At 36.3% G+C, this 17,961-nt stretch carries 18 protein-coding genes; 4 read left to right on the top strand and 14 right to left on the bottom strand.

Annotation, left to right across the window (positions count from 1 at the left end; translation table 11 throughout):
* Window positions 1-104 precede the first annotated feature (104 nt).
* The 10 genes from DR871_RS04680 to DR871_RS04725 form a co-directional block, all read right to left on the bottom strand.
* Window positions 105-335, bottom strand: a complete 231-nt coding sequence (locus DR871_RS04680; protein WP_113664630.1) for a ferredoxin — start codon at window positions 333-335, stop codon at window positions 105-107.
* Window positions 335-1,576 (bottom strand): peptidase U32 family protein, encoded by a 1,242-nt coding sequence (locus tag DR871_RS04685; RefSeq protein WP_113664629.1) that lies wholly within the window; start codon window positions 1,574-1,576, stop codon window positions 335-337. Before DR871_RS04685 ends, DR871_RS04680 begins: the two co-directional genes overlap by 1 nt.
* A 6-nt stretch (window positions 1,577-1,582) precedes the next feature.
* Window positions 1,583-2,950 (bottom strand): oxygen-dependent tRNA uridine(34) hydroxylase TrhO, encoded by a 1,368-nt coding sequence (gene trhO, locus DR871_RS04690; protein ID WP_113664628.1) that lies wholly within the window; start codon window positions 2,948-2,950, stop codon window positions 1,583-1,585.
* A 338-nt stretch (window positions 2,951-3,288) separates the two neighbouring features.
* Window positions 3,289-3,897: a hypothetical protein gene (locus tag DR871_RS04695; protein WP_113664627.1), complete on the bottom strand. Its 609-nt coding sequence runs from the start codon at window positions 3,895-3,897 to the stop codon at window positions 3,289-3,291.
* 253 nt (window positions 3,898-4,150) lie between these two features.
* Window positions 4,151-4,561: a BrxA/BrxB family bacilliredoxin gene (locus tag DR871_RS04700; protein ID WP_091172289.1), complete on the bottom strand. Its 411-nt coding sequence runs from the start codon at window positions 4,559-4,561 to the stop codon at window positions 4,151-4,153.
* Window positions 4,562-4,662: 101 nt separating this feature from the next.
* Window positions 4,663-5,814 carry a lycopene cyclase family protein gene (locus DR871_RS04705; RefSeq protein ID WP_113665442.1) on the bottom strand — a complete coding sequence of 384 codons (1,152 nt, stop codon included), beginning with the start codon at window positions 5,812-5,814 and terminating at the stop codon, window positions 4,663-4,665.
* A gap of 35 nt (window positions 5,815-5,849) precedes the next feature.
* A complete protein-coding gene (locus tag DR871_RS04710; protein WP_113664626.1) occupies window positions 5,850-6,317 on the bottom strand; it encodes a thioredoxin family protein in 468 nt (155 codons plus the stop codon).
* The gene (locus DR871_RS04715; protein ID WP_113664625.1) at window positions 6,317-8,593 is read right to left on the bottom strand and encodes a TonB-dependent receptor; all 2,277 of its coding nucleotides are present in this window, start codon (window positions 8,591-8,593) and stop codon (window positions 6,317-6,319) included. The genes DR871_RS04710 and DR871_RS04715 overlap by 1 nt, the downstream gene beginning before the upstream one ends.
* 150 nt (window positions 8,594-8,743) lie before the next feature.
* Window positions 8,744-9,985, bottom strand: a complete 1,242-nt coding sequence (locus tag DR871_RS04720) for a GTP-binding protein (RefSeq protein ID WP_113664624.1) — start codon at window positions 9,983-9,985, stop codon at window positions 8,744-8,746.
* On the bottom strand, window positions 9,985-10,335 hold the full coding sequence (locus tag DR871_RS04725) for a MerC family mercury resistance protein (RefSeq protein ID WP_113664623.1): 351 nt from the start codon (window positions 10,333-10,335) through the stop codon (window positions 9,985-9,987). The genes DR871_RS04720 and DR871_RS04725 overlap by 1 nt, the downstream gene beginning before the upstream one ends.
* A gap of 89 nt (window positions 10,336-10,424) precedes the next feature.
* On the opposite strand from DR871_RS04725, the gene DR871_RS04730 reads away from it, so the two are divergent.
* The 4 genes from DR871_RS04730 (at window position 10,425) to DR871_RS04745 (ending at window position 12,885) form a co-directional block, all read left to right on the top strand.
* Entirely contained in the window at window positions 10,425-10,808 is a 384-nt protein-coding gene (locus DR871_RS04730; RefSeq protein ID WP_113664622.1) for a Fur family transcriptional regulator, read from the top strand.
* 138 nt (window positions 10,809-10,946) lie between these two features.
* Window positions 10,947-11,594 (top strand): metal-dependent transcriptional regulator, encoded by a 648-nt coding sequence (locus tag DR871_RS04735; RefSeq protein ID WP_113665441.1) that lies wholly within the window; start codon window positions 10,947-10,949, stop codon window positions 11,592-11,594.
* Window positions 11,595-11,596: 2 nt separating this feature from the next.
* Window positions 11,597-12,415: a ZIP family metal transporter gene (locus DR871_RS04740; protein WP_091172296.1), complete on the top strand. Its 819-nt coding sequence runs from the start codon at window positions 11,597-11,599 to the stop codon at window positions 12,413-12,415.
* Window positions 12,416-12,462: 47 nt separating this feature from the next.
* On the top strand, window positions 12,463-12,885 hold the full coding sequence (locus DR871_RS04745; RefSeq protein WP_129752524.1) for a hypothetical protein: 423 nt from the start codon (window positions 12,463-12,465) through the stop codon (window positions 12,883-12,885).
* Here DR871_RS04745 and DR871_RS04750 read toward each other — a convergent pair.
* The 4 genes from DR871_RS04750 to DR871_RS04765 all read right to left on the bottom strand — a co-directional run bounded on the left by DR871_RS04750 (window position 12,882) and on the right by DR871_RS04765 (window position 17,835).
* Window positions 12,882-13,010 carry a FeoB-associated Cys-rich membrane protein gene (locus DR871_RS04750; protein ID WP_113664620.1) on the bottom strand — a complete coding sequence of 43 codons (129 nt, stop codon included), beginning with the start codon at window positions 13,008-13,010 and terminating at the stop codon, window positions 12,882-12,884. The genes DR871_RS04745 and DR871_RS04750 overlap by 4 nt on opposite strands.
* Before the next feature lie 139 nt (window positions 13,011-13,149).
* Window positions 13,150-15,381, bottom strand: coding sequence for a TonB-dependent receptor family protein (locus tag DR871_RS04755; RefSeq protein ID WP_113664619.1), 2,232 nt, complete (start codon window positions 15,379-15,381; stop codon window positions 13,150-13,152).
* A 115-nt stretch (window positions 15,382-15,496) separates the two neighbouring features.
* Window positions 15,497-17,599, bottom strand: coding sequence for a ferrous iron transport protein B (gene feoB, locus DR871_RS04760; RefSeq protein ID WP_113664618.1), 2,103 nt, complete (start codon window positions 17,597-17,599; stop codon window positions 15,497-15,499).
* Window positions 17,593-17,835: a FeoA family protein gene (locus tag DR871_RS04765; protein ID WP_091172304.1), complete on the bottom strand. Its 243-nt coding sequence runs from the start codon at window positions 17,833-17,835 to the stop codon at window positions 17,593-17,595. Before DR871_RS04765 ends, feoB begins: the two co-directional genes overlap by 7 nt.
* Between the last annotated feature and the right edge of the window lie 126 nt (window positions 17,836-17,961).

Consider the following 17,961-nt stretch of genomic DNA (forward strand, 5'->3'; position numbering starts at 1 on the left):
GAACAACGCCTATTTGTGTCAATAAATCATAAATTTTTAATAAAAAAACCCACTACAAATCAAATTGTAATGGGTTGGATATAAATCTATATTTAATTAAAAGCTTAAGTTTCTTTCACCGAAATTATTTTCACCGGACAGGCTTTTGCTGCCAATTCGCAACTTTCAACAATGGAGTGGTCGTGTGATTTTAAAGTAAAAAAACCTTTGGCATTTTGCGAATGAATCAAAACTGATTTTCCGTCTTTCTTAGACATTTGAAATTGAACCGGCGCCATTTCAACGCAATAATTACATCCAATACATTTATCTCTTTGTAAAGTAACAATAACCATTAGGCTTCCACAATTTTATATAATTTGTCCGACATCCGGATTCTGAAAGGTAATTTTAAAGTACAATCATCGCCTTTGGTGGCTTTGTCAGCCGTAACATCATTGACAAACATTTCGTCGATAATCATTTCCTGCGCTCCGGTGCTTGGTCCTGTTACCAGAATTTTATCTCCAATTTTGATGTCGTACGCTTCAATTTTGAATTGACCAATGTTGGCTTTCGGGAAATAATGGGTTCCTTTTCCCACATAGACTTTCTTCTGTGTTGCCATCGATCCGGAAACATCACTCCATTCTCCCAATTCTTGTCCGAGATAATAACCGGACCAAAAACCGCGATTGTAAACTGTATTTAGCTCTTCTATCCAATCCACTACTTTTTCTTTAGAAAACGAACCTTCATAATAACTGTCAATCGCTTCCCGATACGTTTTGATCACGGTGGCAACATATTCAGGAGCACGGCCACGGCCTTCAATTTTCAACACCTGAATACCGGAATCAATGACTTGGTCCAGAAAATCTAAAGTGCATAAATCTTTTGGAGACATTAAATATTCGTTATCGACTTCGATTTCAAAACCAGTTTCCTGGTCAATTACCGTGTATTTTTTGCGGCAATTTTGTTTGCACGCACCACGATTTGCCGAGGAATTATTAGAATGTAAACTCAAATAGCATTTTCCTGAAACTGCCATACACAAAGCGCCATGACCAAAGATTTCAATCTCCACTAAGTTTCCGTTTGGACCTTTAATTTGTTCTTTTTCGATTTGAGCGGTGATGCTTTTTACTTGGCGTAAACTCAATTCCCGACTTAAAACCATCGTGTCTGCAAATAAACTGTAGAATTTTATGGTTTCAATGTTGGTCACATTCAGTTGAGTCGAAATATGGACTTCCATCCCAATGCCTCTAGCCATAGCGATAACCGCTTGATCAGAAGCGATAACTGCAGTGATATTCGCTTCTTTGGCTTTGTTTAATAGTGTTTTTACGACGGATAAATCGTGGTCGTAAATTATGGTGTTCAAGGTCAAATAACTTCGAACATTTTTAGTTTCGCAACGTTTGGCAATTTCCGGTAAATCGTCCATGGTGAAATTCACGGTGGCTCTAGCGCGCATGTTCAATTGCTCTACGCCAAAGTAAATAGAATCTGCACCATTATCTAATCCGGCTTGAAGCGACTCAAAGTTCCCGGCGGGAGCCATAAGTTCTATTTTGTTATTCGAGGTCATGATAAATTAGTCTAAAACTTTATATAATTTATCAGATAGTCGAATTCGGAATGGCAATTTGAAGGTACAAGTATCTCCAGAAACTGCTTTTTCTTGTGCTAAATCGTTCACCAGCATTTGTTCGATTACTACTTTTTGTTCTCCGGTTGTGGAACCTTTGATTAGAATCGTATCGCCAATTTTGATTTCGTTTTCTTCAATTAGAAATTGACCAATACTTGGTTTTGGAAAAAAATGCGTTCCTTTTCCGATATAGACTTTCTTAACTTTTGGTTCTTTTTTAACGGCAGTCCCGGCGCTTCGGGATGGTTTTTCAGCAACAAAAACACTATGCGTTTCTTCGTTGTTTTTGAAAGTCAAAACGTCTGATTTTCCTTTTTTGAAAATCTTATTTCCGTTTTTAATTCCTCTGCGAATGGCTTTTTGCTCTTCTTCCGGCAAGTGAATCACGCTCACACATTCTGTTGAACAGCAACCTTCCATTTTTTCCTTGCATGAGTCACATTGGATAAAAAGCAAATGACAACCTTCATTCACGCAATTCGTATGCACGTCACAAGGTTCCCCACATTGATGGCATTGCGAAACAATATCGTCTGTGATTCTTTCGCCCAAGCGGTGATCAAATACGAAGTTTTTTCCAATGAATTTACTTTCTAATCCTTCAGCTTTTACTTGGCGCGTGTATTCAATAATTCCGCCTTCCAGTTGGTATACGTTTTCAAAACCTTTGTGTTTGAAATAAGCGCTGGCTTTCTCACAACGGATTCCTCCGGTGCAATACATCAATAGTTTTTTGTCTTGTTTGTGTTCAGCAAGTTGTTCTTCTATGATTGGTAAACTTTCACGAAAAGTATCAACATCTGGTTTTATAGCTTTGGTAAAATGTCCAATTTCACTTTCGTAATGATTTCGCATATCGACCACAATCGTATTTGGATCTTCTAGAAGTTCATTGAATTCCTTGGCTTTTAAGTGAATTCCAATATTGGTCACATCAAAAGTTTCGTCAACCAAACCATCCGCCACAATCTTGTCGCGTACTTTTACCGTCAGTTTCAGGAACGAGTGATCGTCTTGTTCTACGGCTATATTCAATCGGATTCCTTTCATGAAATCATAGACTTCAATAGAATCTTTGAACGCATAGAAATTATCAGCAGGCAATGATAGCTGGGCGTTGATTCCCTCACTGGCTACATAAATTCGACCCAAAACTTCAAGTGAGTTCCACGCCAGAAATAATTCGTTACGAAATTGTGTTGGATTTGAGATTTGCGCATAAGCATAGAAAGACAGCGTAAGACGTTGTTTTCCGGCATCATCAATCATGATGGCTCTTTCCTCTGCGCTTAATGTGTTATACAGTTGCATGCTATAAACAGTTTTAAGTTGAGAAATATATTTTTTGCAAAAGTATGGAAAAAGGTTCAGAGGAGCAAAGTTTTGAAGGAAGTAAGGTTCGTAATCATTACAATAGACGCTTAATTTTCCTTAATCCCTTAATGGTTTCATTTTCTTGGAGCTTTTCCAGCTTTCCGCTATATCTCTTGTTGCAGCGATAGCGGAAACAAGAGGATGCCGCTGCAATCTGGGCTAGGGTAGTTGCGGTAAATAGAAGGTATTAGTTCTCTAAAATCGTATTTACTGCTTAGAGACACACGAAAGGATTCGTTCGGGAGCAGGGAGAAATAGTTTTTCTTAACAATTGATTATTTATTTAGCACTTTATTCGTAGTTATCTCTACGGATTTGATTGCGCCTACCGGAGATATTTTTACATTTTTATTTCCTTTTTCCACATAAAAATAATTAGAACTGTTTGAGCCAATTAAATATATTTCTTTAGTTTGACCATCGCCAAAAGTTATTTCATAATCATACTTCAATTCATTGTTAGAAATTTTACTCGCAACTTTGCTTCCGCTTCCTAGCCCTAATCCTAAAAAAAAGCACAACAAACCAAATGCAAACATTGAGATAAAATACTTACCAAAATATGCTCTTACTTCCTCTTCAGTTATATCTGATAGAGGTTTTTTGGAACCAATTTTTTTCTTTAACCAATCCTTATTGAAGTTTTTGGAAATTAGAAAACTTGCTGAGTATAATACAAGAATAAAAATAGTAAAACCCAAAAGAATTATAGGTGTCGAAGTTAAGTCAGCAATTGGACTAATTAAGACATCCATGATATTAGAATATTTCAAGATATTTATTCCTACTTGATAATAATAAATACTTTCTTTTATTATCCCAAGAGCAACTAAGAATATGTATCCAAATGGTAGTGTTTTTTGTATAATTTCGCTGAGTTTCATTAGTGTTTTTTATGGTATTGCAGTTATTTAAATAGAATGGTGTAAGTTATTTAAATCAAATATATACAAATTATCGAATTGATTTTATTTGTTTTTCTGTAATAATTAGCCCAGATAGTCCCGAAGCTTCGGGAGAAATCCTTTTTTATCCGCTTTTTTAGCGGGAAAAAAGATTGAAACGAATAGCTGGAAGTGGCTCCAAATAAAAAAACCACGCCGAGACGTGGTTTTAAATTTTATGCTTTGGGATGTATTAGCAATATTCGTTGAAAGCGTCTTTCAAGTTCTCAGCAATTAATTCTGCTGGGCGACCTTCAATGTGGTGACGCTCTAGCATGTGTACTAATTCTCCATTTTTGAACAAAGCCATACTTGGCGATGATGGAGGAAAAGGGAACATGTGTTGTCTTGCAGCATCAACTGCGTCTTTGTCAACTCCTGCAAAAACAGTGATTAAATGGTCTGGTTTTTTAGCGCCATCTAAACTCATTTTTGCTCCTGGACGTGCGTTTCTAGCAGCACAACCACAAACCGAATTCACAACTACAAGTGTTGTTCCTTCTAATTTCATTGCGTTTTCTACTGCTTCAGCACTATGTAAATCTTGAAAACCTGCAGCTGTTAATTCCGCTTGCATTGGTTTTACCATTTCTTCTGGATACATATCTTTTTATTTTAAATCAATATTAATTTTGAGTTGCAAAGTTACAAAGTTTACAATCAAGAATAGAAGTTCAATTATAAAGTTTTGTTATAGTTTGATTGTTATTTCATTGCTTTTAAAGCCACGTGAAAAATAGCTTTTATAAATAGCATTTTTGGACATTTTAAAATCACTTGAATATCTTCGTATAAAGTAGTTTCCTCGTCCAGAAATTTAAAAATCAAGGTTGGATTTCCTTTTTTGAACATCGAAGAAAAAATGTGGGAACCCAATTCGTTTTTTCGGTCCAAAATGTCTAACAAAAGTAAATCGTAAAACCAGAATTTTGTCTTTCTATGAAATTTTGTGAAGTCAGTTTCCCTTTGCAGAAAGGCAACCAATTCACTTGATTTTTTATCGGAATTTTTGAAAGTATAACCCGTACTGGCTTTTGTCCAACCGCCGGAAGTTCCTATATTGAGTACGTTTTTAGTATTTGCTTTCCAAAAAGGATAACACGTCATAGGAATACTGCCTTGCTCTTTTTCGACGATTTCATAGTTCGTAATCCCAAGGTTTTTGAGGTACTTTTTGATTTCGTTTTCGTATTCTTCCTTTTTTAAATGCTGGTGCGAAAACAAGGTGTATTCCAGTAAAGCTTCGGTTTTTGATGTGGGTAACACATACATAAAACGGGTGTTTCCTTTTTGTTCCACCGAAAAATCCATGAAAGTAGCTTGTTCTTGATTGAAAATAGGCTTTTCGCTTTTGATAAACCAACCAATAAAATGCTGTTGTAAAAGGGGGTATTTTGTCTGGCTTTCTGCTTTGTATTTGTTGTAAATGCTATTGAAAAGTTTGGAACAGGAAAAACTCTCTTTTTCAGTTTGTACCAGAATTATAGTTTCAGATTCTTCGATTTCTAAGACTTTTTCATTTATAAAAGTGATATTTTCTTGTTTCGAAAGCAAGTCAAATACCTGGTTGTAAAAATCCAGTCCTTTGACCATATTGTAGTGATACGGTTGCAAGTCTAAATCCCTGCGAAAATCTTCATTGGCAAACAAAGCCGAATCCCATTTCTTGGAAATAGATTGTTCCCAAACCGAATCGGTTGTTTTCCAAAAACACCAGGTTCTGTCGTTGGTTTTTTTAGTGTTTTCATCCAATAACAAAATACTCTTGTCCTTAAATTTACCGGATTGTACCAATTTATATACGGTCATCAAAGCCGATAATCCAGCGCCGGTAAAAATATAATCGTAGTGTTTCATTTGAGAATTTGACATTTCCCCAAAAATAGACAATTTTATTCTTTTAGTTTGGCTAAAATCAGCTTTAATTCTTTTGGTTTTAAGTACCCGCTGTGCTGAAAAATAATCTCGTTTCCACTGTTCAAAACACACAAAACAGGAAAGTTCAATTGCTTATTTATTGTTCCGAGTGCGATTGCCAGTTCATGTGTTCCGAAGTTGTTTCCTGTGGGTTTGAATTGAAAAGTGGTTTTATTGAAAACTACCGTTCGTTTTTCTTCGGCATTGAAATCAACAAAATAAAAAGTGTTGTTAAGCTCCATGATGATTTCCTCATTTTTGAAAGTGGTGTTTTTCATCGCATGACAAAATTGGCACCAATCGGTTTGAATGAAAACAATCGTTTTTCTCTTTTCGATTGTTTGTATACTGTCTATTTGTTCGAAGGAAACCGAATGCAACTGCGCAAATCCAGCCGGAATCGCACAGCATAATAACAATAGTAAATAAAGATTCTTTTTCATTATTTTAAAGTATAGCGAAGGCCGAAAAAGCTTCTGATTCCTTGGTTCGGCCCATAGACATAAGTCGTGTCAAACGTTAATCCATAAGGGTTTTCGGGTGTTGCTAACACTTGACCGTTTGTATCATAAGTTACATTTTTTTCAAAAGGATCATTGGTTCTTGCAATCAAAAATGGATTGTTTTGTTTAGGCAAAAAGTTCAGTAGGTTTTTAATTCCGGCATAGAATTCAAAGTTTTTCAAACCAGAATACGTGAATTGGATGTTTTGCAAACTGTACCAAGGCGATTCCGCAGCGCGAGGATCTAAAGCACTTAAAAGAGGCAATTGCATCGGACTGTATACATTTCCAGTATAGTCTACATTCAAATCAATTGCTTGAATTTTATACGAAACACTCCAGGTTGCCGTAAATTTTTCGGTTAGAAAAGGTGTTTCTTTTCGGCCATTTTCAACGTTTTTGTTGTCAAGAAAAGAAGCGCCTGTGATAATCTTTAATCCATTTGGAAAATTGAAATCAATATTGGTACTGATTCCTTGGTTTATCGCATAACCATTGATGTTGTCATAAATAATTTGGTTGGGATTCGTATCGTAGTCCGACACAATTTTATTACTGAATCGCGTATGGAAAAAGGAAGTTTCAATTCCAATAAAAGTTCCGTTGTCGAGATTTATCTTCTTGATATAAATCAAATTGGCATTTATGGATTGTTCCGGTTTCAGGTTATTGGCAATTACAATTTCACGAGCGCCAGTCAAAGCAGCATGGTCTTCGGTAAATAGATTGACTACTCTAAAACCCGTTCCTGCATTCAAACGTATGATATTATTGTCGTTCAATTTCCATTTATAAGCAATTCTTGGTGTTAAGATGCTTCCGTGAAACGAGTTGTAATCATAACGCATTCCCAGTAATAGCTTGTGTTTTTCTGTAAACGTGATTTCGTCTTGAACAAAAATTCCCGGTAACCAGGTCTTTTCCGGGTTGTTGTCCCCCAGTTTTGAAGTTGCCGGTGTATTGTCATCGTAATAATTATAACGGGTGGCAATTCCGGTAAGTAAATCATGGTTTCCTATTTTTTTGTCCCAAGTCAATTGTAGAAAACCAATCTTTTGATTCGCAATATAACTCGTCGTGCCGTATCGGCTGTCTTGAAAATGTACATTTCCTGAAAAGGAAAGCATCAGTTTTTCCTGAAATGGCAATTGGTAACTTCCAATCAATTCCGCTCGTTTGGTATAAATGCTTTCGCCATAGATTTCGTCACCGCCACGGTGTTTTTTCTCCCAACGCACATCGCCGCCAAAACGGTCTTCATAAACGCCCCGCGCCGCAATGGTGAACAATCGATTTTCTTTTCTGTCGAAAGTCCATTTTTGAAAAAGGGAAACTCTGTCCGAAAGGGAAACATCGGTAAAACCGTCGTTATCGTTGTCAATTTTTTGATTGTAGCTGAAATAATTTAAACCTAAAATTGCCGTGGCTTTCTTCCCAACATTGAGCTTTACTCCTAAATCAACATTGGTTTCCAACCAAGAAGTAGAAAACACATCAGCAGAGAATAGGGGAGCGTTTATCGGATTTTTGGTAATGATATTGATCAAACCGCCCACGGCTTCACTGCCGTATAAAGAAGAAGCGGGACCTTTTACAATTTCTATTCGTTCCACCAGTGAATTTGGAATTCCGGATAATCCATACACCGTAGATAAACTGCTCACGATGGGCATTCCGTCGATTAAAACCAAAGTATACGGACCTTCCAACCCATTAATGTGGATGTCGCCCGTGTTGCAAACCCCACAATTCAGTTGCGGTCGTACGCCATTTACATTTTGTAAGGCTTCATAAATACTGGCCGTTGGGTTTTTCTTGAAGAATATTGGAGAATAAACTTCTACTGGAACGGCGCTTTCTAATCTTTTTACCGCCTTCAATGTTCCCGAAACCACGACTTCGTTAAGTTGGTTTTCGGTATTTGAAAGTTCAAAATCCAGAATGTTGTTTTCATTACTTTTGACGGTTATGTTCTTTTTTAAAGTTTGAAAACCTTCTGCAACAATTTGTATTTTATAATTTCCCTCAGCAATATTCTCGATGCTGTATTTTCCTAAACTATCCGTTTGGGTGGCGTATTTTGTTCCAATTAAAAAAATATGAGCCTTCAAAACTCCTTTTTTTTCTGATGAAACAAATCCCGAAAGACTCGTTTTTTCTTGGCTGTAGCCAAAGTGAAACATCAGAAAAATAAATAACACACATAATTTTTTCATTATACTTAAATTAAATTTAGACAAAACTAAAAATTATTATTTGATTTATGTAAAATAATTTTGGTTTATGATTAAAAAAAAGCGGTTCATCATGACAATGAACCACTTGATTACCCAATAATTAACCAAAACGATCAGGATTTATAACTATTATATTTTATTTAAAACGGCTATTTCTTTGTCGTTTTGATATGCTCTAGCAATAGGAAAAGCATCTTTGCTGGAGAAAAAACCATCTTGCAAATCCATAATTTCATCGGCGGTGCAAAGGCAATTTTCTAGTTGTTTCCGAATCAAATTTTCCTCCATTTGCAGGCCTATGAATACGATTTCGTTTAAGCGGTCCCCAAAATTAGCGGTCCATCGTTCCTCAATAATGTCTTGGTTTTCGACAAAATTGTTAAAAGTCATGCGTTCTCCCAGCGACATGCTGGCCCACCATACGCCTGCGCCTTCAGCCTTCATAGATCCTCCGGCCTGACTCCAGTTGATGGCTTGCTCCGGTCTGGAAGCAATCCAGCAAAGTCCTTTACTTCTGATGATGTTTTGGGGAAAATACTTTGTCAGGAATTGCCAAAAACGTTGTGGGTGCAAGGGGCGTTCGTCTCGAAAAACAAAAGATGAAATTCCATATTCTTCGGTTTCAGGCGTATGAATTCCTTCGAGTTCCTGCATCCATCCGGCTGATGATTCGGCTTCTTCGTAGTTGAATAATCCGGTGTTTAAAATGGCGCTTGGTGGTACTTTTCCTAGAACGGAAGTGATTAGTGTTGCAACAGGATTTAATTTTTGAATGGAGGCTTTTAGAATTTCCAGTTCTTTTTGGGTAACCAAATCGGTTTTGTTCAGAATAATAACGTTGGCAAACTCTACTTGATCGACCAGCAGGTTTACAATTGTTCGATTATCGTTTTCAATATCTGATGCTTTTCGGTCTTGAAGGGTTTGGGCTGAGCCAAAATCTTTAAAGAAATTAAAGGCATCGACCACGGTGACCATTGTATCAATAAAACTAAATTGAGATAAATCAATGTTTTCCTCTTCATTTACAAATGAAAAAGTTTGCGCTACCGGAATCGGTTCGCTGATTCCGGAGCTTTCAATCAGCAGATAATCAAAACGGTTTTCTTTGGCTAATTTCTCAACCTCAATCATTAAATCTTCCCGCAGCGTGCAGCAAATACAGCCGTTGCTCATTTCGATTAACCGCTCTTCAGTGCGAGACAATGTGTTTTCTGCTTTTACTAAATTGGCATCAATGTTAACCTCACTCATATCGTTTACGATTACAGCTACTTTTAAACCTTCTTTATTGTGTAGGATATGATTGAGCAAAGTAGTTTTTCCGGCTCCTAAGAAACCGGATAAAACGGTTACGGGTAATTTTTTCATTAGTGCGTGTTTTTATGATTGCTGTAGTTTATCAAATGCCCGAGAATCATTCCAATGCCACCAACGATTAATAAATTAGTATGATAATCCAAAAAAATATCAATAAACGCACTCAGGAGGATTAGGGTGATTGAAGTTAAAAGCAATACTACAACGATTAAACTTGCTTTCTTTATAATGTTTAAAACCGCCCATAATCCAACAGTAGCAAAAGCTAAATCGATATACGGATTGTGAGACAGTCCTAAAGGGAGTATTGACAGTAAAGGGAAAATTAAACAATGGAGCAAGCATAATCCGGCACTCGAAATCCCTAAAATATCCATTTTTAATGATGTAGTTTTCTTCATTTTCTTTTATATTTGCTTAATGCAATTGTGTTGCAAATATAGAAATATAATTTATAACGCAACAATGTTGCGTTTAATTTTATTTGATTATGAAAACAACTCGAAATACAACCGCCAAAACAACCATTTTAGAAATTATAAAAAATTCTGAAGTTGCTTTATCGCATACTGAAATTCAGGCGTTAAGCCAAAATGTTTGTGATCGAGTTACGATTTATAGGGTTTTAGATCGCTTGGTTGCTGAGGATGTGATTCATAAAACAGTAAATTTAGACGGAACCATCAAGTATGCGAGTTGCCATCACCTGCATGATGATGTTATACACACCCATAATCACATTCATTTTAGTTGCGAGAAATGTCACTTGGTTACATGCCTTGAAAATGTAGAACCAACCTTTAAATTGCCACCCAACTACTCAGTAAGAGAAGTCAATTTTACGCTTTCCGGATTGTGTCCTAACTGTTTATAGTTTGCTAATTTATTTTAGACTTGGCTAAAAATATATTTTTGGTATTCTTTTTTGTTTATATTTGTTGTTGTAATTGGTTTCCAATCACTCTTTTCTGCATGATATGTTATGTGGAAAAAATATTCAAAAAAACAGAACATGACCTTTTCAGAAGAAAATTATCTCAAGACCATTTACCACCTTACTTCCGTTTCGGATGCAGATATTAGCACTAATGCTATTGCTGAAAAAATGGAAACCAAAGCATCATCCGTTACCGATATGCTCAAGAAACTCTCCGAAAAAGACTTAGTCAATTACGTAAAATATCAAGGCGTTTCCCTTACTGACAAAGGAAAATTAGCGGCGAAGATGATTGTTAGAAAACACCGACTTTGGGAATGTTTTCTGGTAGAGAAACTAGATTTTTCTTGGGATGAGGTACACGATATTGCGGAACAATTGGAACACATCAAATCCGAAAAACTGATCAATAAATTGGATGATTTTTTGGGAAATCCTACCGAAGATCCACATGGAGATCCTATTCCGGATGCTAATGGACGAATTATAAAAGTTGAAAAGCAACTGCTTTCTGAATTCGAGAAAAACCAAATCGGGATTTGTGTCGGTGTTAAAGATACATCTTCTGATTTTTTAAAATATTTAGACAAACAGGAAATTGCTTTGGGTTCCCAAATTGAAATTATCGAAAAGGAAAGTTTTGATTCCTCTTTCAGAATTCGGGTTGGAACCAAAGAAATAACCATTTCAAATAAAATAGCCAGTAATTTATATATCAAATAATTATGTTTCAATCTATAGTAGATTATTTCACGAGTATCGACCCAATATTAGCCGCTTTGTATGCGAGTTTGTTTACTTGGTTCCTAACGGCTTTAGGGGCTTCGTTTGTTTTTATGTTTAAAACCATGAATCGGACGGTTCTTGACGGAATGCTCGGGTTTACGGGAGGTGTTATGGTTGCGGCCAGTTTTTGGAGTTTATTGGCTCCAGCCATAGAGATGACGGGCGGGGAAGGATTTGCAAAAGTGATTCCTGCAGCTTTTGGTTTTTTCCTTGGTGCGCTTTTCATTTTCGGAATTGATAAAGTGTTGCCGCATTTGCACATCAATTTTAAAGTTACCGAAGGAATCAAATCGCCTTGGCAACGCACCACATTATTGGTTTCGGCAATTACACTACACAATATTCCGGAAGGATTGGCGGTTGGAGTTCTGTTTGGTGGTGTTGCTGCTGGTATTCCGGAAGCTTCCATCGCGGGCGCTGTTACGTTAGCAATTGGTATTGGAATTCAGAATTTTCCGGAAGGAATCGCTGTTGCCATGCCGTTGCGCAGAATGGGAATGAGCCGATGGAAAAGTTTTATGTACGGACAATCTTCTGCATTAGTTGAGCCGGTTGCCGCTGTTTTAGGCGCTTTTGCAGTCACATTTTTCACTCCAATTTTACCATACGCTTTGGCTTTTGCCGCAGGCGCGATGATTTTTGTGGTGGTCGAAGAAGTAATTCCGGAAACACAACAGGATAAAAATACGGATATTGCCACGCTCGGTTTCGTTGGAGGATTTATTGTGATGATGGTCTTGGATGTGGCTTTAAGTTAGGAACTTAGTGTTTTTAAAAGAATATAGTAATCTTGTAAACATAATGTATGAAAAAGTCAATTCTATTCCTTTTTATGATGATCAGCAGTGTAGCTTTGGCGCAAAGCCCAGAATCACAAAAAGTTAAATACACAACTATAAAGCAGAAAGTCTGTCCCAATCAAAAAGGATTTCAATTGGTTTTAAAAGCAATTGTTTCTGATTCTCGTTGCCCTGAAGGTGTGACTTGTATTTGGGCGGGAGAAGCTAGTGCTGTTGTTTCGGTGTACAAAGATTCAAAATGGATTGAAGATACGACTTTGGTGTTTTCGATGAAAAACGAAGAAGACAATAAAAAGTGGTTCTCTAAATATCTGCCTGAAAAACAAAAGAAGATAAAAAACATTGGTGTGGTGCCGTATCCAAAAGAAGGAAGCAAGATTGATCCGGAAGAGTATTACCTGAAAATTGGTTACTTAAAACAAGATTAGCTACAACCACAATCACCGCTGCCACAGTTTTTATCGGATTTTTTCTTTTTGAAAAAGAATTTTTTAATCAAAAAAGCCAGTGCTATTCCGAGTGCTAAAAAAGCTAAAATTTCTTGAATATCCATATTGTAAATATAAGAAAAAGCAACCCGTAAAGGTTGCTTTTTTGCGTTAAACTAAAGACAAAGTTTTACAACTGCGCCATGATTCCAAAGTAAATTCTAAAGTTTTACTTCAGATTAAGAAACAGCTTTCTACATCTATTTAAAATTTGGCTCCCACCGAAATGTAAAATGTTCTTCCTTCACTTGGTAAGATACCTGGTCCTGGATATCCGGAAGCACGTCTTGTAGCGTAAGCATCGTCAAGAACATTATTTATTCCTGCTCGAATGTTGTATTTTTCTAAGAATTTATACTCTGATGAAAAGTCAAATACATTGTATTTATCTAGCAATCCTGTAACTCCATTGGCAGAAGGTGTTGTAGTATTGTTCGCATCTGTAAATATTTTTCCTGTTAAGCGGTATTGCAGGGTAGTTGATATGTTGTTTTTTCCCCATGAAAGACCAAAGTTATGAATGTAACGCGGAGCATTTTCTACTCTTTTTCCGTCAAGGTTTGAGCTTGTAATAACTGTATTTGGGGTAGATCCTGCTGTTGTAAAAGTCTCAAAATCGGTGTAGCGACTATCAATAAAACTCATCGATGCAAAAAAGTCTACATTCCCTATTTGCTTATCAACTTCTAGAAAACGTGTAATATTGATGTTAAAAAAGCTCTCGATCCCCTTGTTTACTGTAGTTCCTAAATTTGTTCTGTATAAAAAAGTCCCTTGTGATGGATCATTATTTGTAAACTGTCTCACTCCACCAATACGATTGTTGTATTCAAGGTAAAATAAACCAATGTCAAAATTGATGTAATTGTTTATATTTCCTCTATATCCTAAATCAGCATTATATCCGCTTGCATCCTTTAAGTTTGGATCAATCACATCAGTAACTGCAGGTGGTGTCAAATCAGAGAAAAGTATCGGTCTGTAGGCCTGAGATACATTAGCATACACATTTGTGCTTGCAAATTTATATTCTAAACCTAATCCAAATAAAGCTTTGTTTCGTACGATAGGATCGGCGTCAAAATTTACAGTAACTCCATTGTTTACTGCAAATAAGCCTGCACCACTAGAGGTTATATGTTCAAAACGCACACCTGGTGTTGCACTAAATTTTTCCGTAATTCTAAACTGATTTTCAGCAAAAAAAGCAATGTTTTCAGTTTTGAATTTTATGTTTCTAGGGTAATCATTACTTACAGATAAGTCAAAATCACTTCCTGTGGTACCATTTCCGCTTTGTTTACGAATAGTTGTTGCTTGGTAAGCACGTGCTCCAAAAGCCAAGTTGTGTGAGGTTGAACCCAATTTATATTTTAAAATATTTCTATTTTCTGCCCCAAAGTTTTTGTAAAAATCTCGATCTACTCGTCGGTTTGCATAGTTATCCGTTGTTGGGTTTATGGCGTCTGGAACGTTTGGAGTGGCAGTAAACCCAACGCTATTGCGCTCTCCAATAAGACCAAATAATTTGGTGTTGGACGTTAAATTTTCATTGATCTTGGTGTCTAATTGAATCGAGAAAACGTTCCAAGGTGTTCCAAACCAATTTCGATTGCGCGAGGATTGCTGTGGGTCTTGTTCATATTGCACATCCGTCAAACCTCCTGATTGTTTCATCTCGTAATCCATATTGGTATACTCTGCAGAGATTTTTGTGTTTGTATTAAAACGATACTCTAAGAAAGCATGCGTATTACGGACGGTATATTCTCCGTTTTGTCTCCATCCATCAGCACTTCTGGAATGGTTGTATACATAATATGAAAAGTTTTTTAGTGTTCCACCTATTGCGTTGTATGAACTCATTAATCCATAACTACCTACGCTGTTTTGGGTTTCAAACGTAAATTTTTTCTTTGTCTCTCTTTTTAATACATAGTTTAACATTCCTCCAAATTGAGGTCCAAATTGTAGTGAAGCTCCTCCGCGTATCAATTCGATCGTTTCTACTGCCTCAAGTGGTGGATTGTAGTATGCTTCTGGATACCCAAAAACGTCTGATGAAATATCATAACCATTTTGTCTTGTATTCAATTCCCAACTTCTGTTGGGACTCAACCCTCTTACACCTACATTTATTTGTATCCCTGACCCTTCGTTTTCCCAAATATTCACTCCAGGAACTCTAGAAAAAGTTTCGCGAGAATTATTTGTAGTGAAGTTTCCGTTAATATTTGAAAGTTTTAGAACCTCGTTTTTTTTACCAGAAAACAAGACGTTCTCTCTTACTTCAGGCATTCTTTCTGGACTTTGAATTTTTGTTGTGATAATCACAGGCAATAAAGTCTTGACAGTGTCATTTAAATTTTTATCAATTTCTTGTGCAAATAAGGTTGTCGTAAGAAAGAATATTCCAAGCGAAAAGGCATTTTTCATTTATCTTTATTTAGATTAAATCTAGAATGCAAAGGTAAAATCGAAATCTTATTTAGACAAATTAAAAATAAAAAAATTGTAAAATTTAACGTTTGTTGATTTAATAAACGACGTTTTATTTCAAGATTTGGTATGCAATTAAAGCTACAACATAAGCAAATCCAGACATGAAGATCAATTGTCCTGCTGGCCATTTCCAGGAATTGGTTTCTTTTTTAGTAACCGCTAACGTACTGGCGCATTGCATGGCAAAAGCATAAAACAACAGTAATGATATTCCAGAGGCAAAGTTGAAAATCTTTTCTCCGGTAACGGGATTGATTTCGGCAGCCATTTTGTTTTTGATGGTAACTTCATTATCGCTTCCTCCAACGCTGTAAATCGTAGCTAATGTTCCGACAAAAACTTCTCTGGCAGCAAAAGAACTGATAATGGCAATTCCAATTTTCCAGTCGTAACCCAATGGTGAAATGGCAGGTTCAATGGCTTTTCCCATGATTCCAATATAGGAGTTTTCCAGTTTTTGCGATGCGACAGCATTTTCAAATTCGGTTTCTGGCAACGGATTGTTTATCGTATTCTCAATGACAATTTTTTCGGCATTATTGAATTTTTCTCCGGGTCCGTAAGAAGCTAAGAACCATAAAACGATAGAAATAGCCAGAATGATTTTTCCGGCTCCAAAAATAAAAGCCTTTGTTTTTTCGATCACATTGATTCCCACATTCTTGAAAAGCGGTAATTTATAATTAGGCATTTCTACTACAAAGTATGTTTTTCCTTTGATTTTAAGAATTTTATTCAAAATGTAAGCGGAGAAAATAGCCATTCCAAAACCTAAAAGGTACAACAACATCAAAGTCATTCCTTGCATGTTCAGAAATCCAAAAACACGATTGTCCGGAATTACAAGTGCAATAATGATAGCGTAAACAGGTAATCTGGCAGAACATGTTGTGAATGGAGTTACCAAAATCGTAATTAATCTTTCTTTCCAGTTTTCGATATTTCGGGTAGCCATAATTGCCGGAATCGCACAAGCGGTACCAGAAATAAGTGGCACCACACTTTTGCCCGATAAACCAAATTTACGCATGATTTTGTCCATCAGGAAAACCACTCGGCTCATATATCCGCTTTCTTCCAGTATCGAAATAAACATAAACAGGAAGGCAATTTGGGGTATAAAAATCAAAATTCCGCCAATTCCCGGGATGATTCCCTGCGAAATTAAATTGGTTAAAACTCCGGCTGGCAGTTCTTCGGCAGCATGTGTGCTCAAAGACGCAAAAGAAGCATCGATGAAGTCCATTGGAATTTTAGACCATTCAAAAATAGATTGGAAAATAACAAACAAAATCAAAAAGAAAATGACATATCCCCAAACTTTATGAGTTAGCACGCGGTCGAGTTTGCTACGGTAGTCTCTTGCAACTGAGGAATCAATTTTTAGTCCCACTTTCAAAACATCATTGATGAATTGGTAGCGTTTTATAGTTTCTTTTTGTTGCAGACGTTTTAAATCTGAGTGCGATTTTGTGAACGAGCTTCGGACTTCATTACGTTCTAAATTCAGGAAATTTACGTCTTGAGTAATCACCAACCATAATTTATAAAGCAATTGATTGGGGAATGCTTTGCGCAAACTGTTGAAATATTCCGGATCAATTACAGAGGCATTCAGGCAAGGTTCACTTGAAATAGTTCGGTAGCTGACAATCAACTTTTTCAACTCATCAATTCCATACCCTTTTCTGGAACTGATTAATGCAATTTTAGTTTTTAAGTGCTCTTCAAGATACGGAATATCCAGCGTAATCCCTTTAAATTTCATTCTGTCAGCCATATTGATGACCAATATAGTTGGAATTTCTAAATCTTTTATTTGGGTAAAAAGAAGTAAGTTTCGTTTTAAATTTTCCACATCGGTAACAACAAGGGCTACGTCAGGATATAATTTATCGTTTTTGTTTAGCAATAATTCAATGACTACATTTTCATCAATGGAACTGGCATTCAGGCTGTATGTTCCGGGTAAATCCAGAATATTTGCCTTTATATTATTGGGTAATTTGCAGAAACCAATTTTTTTTTCAACGGTAATTCCGGGATAATTCCCCACTTGTTGGTTCAAACCCGTAAGCTGATTGAAAACAGAAGTTTTACCCACATTTGGATTCCCGATCAAAGCGACATTGATGTTTTGTTTGCTTACCATAAGTTGGTTTTTATAATGTCAACCTCAATTTCTTTTGCAGTTTCCACCCGAATTGCAACATGTGAACCATTAATATTCAAATATAAAGGATCTCCAAAAGGAGCAATTTGAAGTAATTCAACCATATTGCCGGGCAAGCAACCCATTTCCAATAATTTTAATGGAACGGTGTCGATGTCAAAGTCTTTTATGATGGCTTTTTCGCCTTTTTTGAGAGAATGTATCGTTGTTTGCAAACCTTATTTAGATTGAATTAAGATTGCAAAAATACACATTTTAATACAAACACAAATGATAATTATCACATTTATACGGTAATTAAAACAAATCAATCCAACAGATAATACAGCGAATATCTTTAT

The organism is Flavobacterium petrolei, from assembly GCF_003314435.2.
In the GTDB taxonomy this organism is placed as follows: Bacteria; Bacteroidota; Bacteroidia; order Flavobacteriales; family Flavobacteriaceae; genus Flavobacterium; species Flavobacterium petrolei.